The 1,082-nt window shown below is 63.1% G+C and carries 1 pseudogene; it reads right to left on the bottom strand.

Going from position 1 to position 1,082, the window contains the following annotated elements:
* Window positions 1-85 precede the first annotated feature (85 nt).
* Window positions 86-1,082, bottom strand: a pseudogene (locus AAC083_RS02390) (exodeoxyribonuclease V subunit gamma); the annotation flags it as partial.

Here is a 1,082-nt window from a genome sequence, read left to right as displayed (position 1 = left end):
GTGTAGGTCTTGCCGGTACCGGCGGAGGCTTCGATCAGTCGTTCACCATGGAGGGGAAAACGCAATGTATTGAGCGGGTTAGCCATTAATTCAGCTCCTCCAGGGTCTTGAGCAGCGGGGTCAGATGTTCGCGGGCCAGCGCCTGCAACTGCCCAAGCACCTCGTCATCGAGTTCGGGGAAGCAGCGGGCGACGTAAACGTCTTGCCCCTCCCCATTGATCATCCAGCCGCCGTTGAAACGGGTGAGAGCCGCCTTGTCGGCCGCCTCCGGTTTGTCCGGATCCTTCTCGATCGCCTTGAGCCAATCCCAGGCGGTGTTGGGGAAAAACGGCAGCGGCCGCTTCATCCCCTGCGCCCAGCACGCCACCAGCGCCGCCAGCTTGGGGCGCGCCTCGTCGGCAGCGAGCTTGGCTAACCGCAGACTCTGTTTGGCATCGAACAGCAGGGTATCGCCGGGGGCGCCGCTCAGGCAGAGGCAGAGGTGCTGGATCCAGCCCAGCAGCAGATCCTTGCCGTTGAAGCTGCCGGGTTTGACCACCAGCAAGCGCCCCTTCTGGGTGTCGATCCACCCTTGCAGCTGCCCCTGTGCCAGCGAGATATCGATCTCCACCGCCTGTTTTTCTGCCTCATTGGCCGCAACCCAGGGGCGTAGCCGATCCGCCAGCTTGCCCATCTCGGCATCCAGATCGTCCAGCAGCAGGCTGCCGAACCACCCTTGCGGCAGCAGGCCGGTGAGCTGTAACCGCTCGCGCCGTTTGCTCACACTATCGCTCCGCTCTGGACTGTCGCCCTCGGCCAGATGGGCATCGAGCAGCAGATCTTTCAGCTGATAATGTTGCAGGCCATCCAGCTCGAACGGCTCGCTGTCCTCGATGTTGGCCTCATTCAACTCAAACCACACCTTGAGGCGACGGTTGAGGAAATATTTGGTGGGCTGGCGATAGAAGCGCAGCAGCTCCGCCAGCTCCAGCCCCTGCTCCTTGCCCCATTCGGGGGGCAGCGGCAGCTCGCCGCTCTGGAAGTTGGCCGCGCCTCGCTCTGGGTTAAGGGCGGGCAGCCAGTCGGCGGCATAGGTAAAGAGC

Origin of the sequence: Aeromonas sp. HMWF014 (assembly GCF_963878295.1) — a bacterium.
Lineage (GTDB): Bacteria > Pseudomonadota > Gammaproteobacteria > Enterobacterales > Aeromonadaceae > Aeromonas > Aeromonas popoffii.
This window is presented reverse-complemented; position numbering and strand designations above follow the sequence as displayed.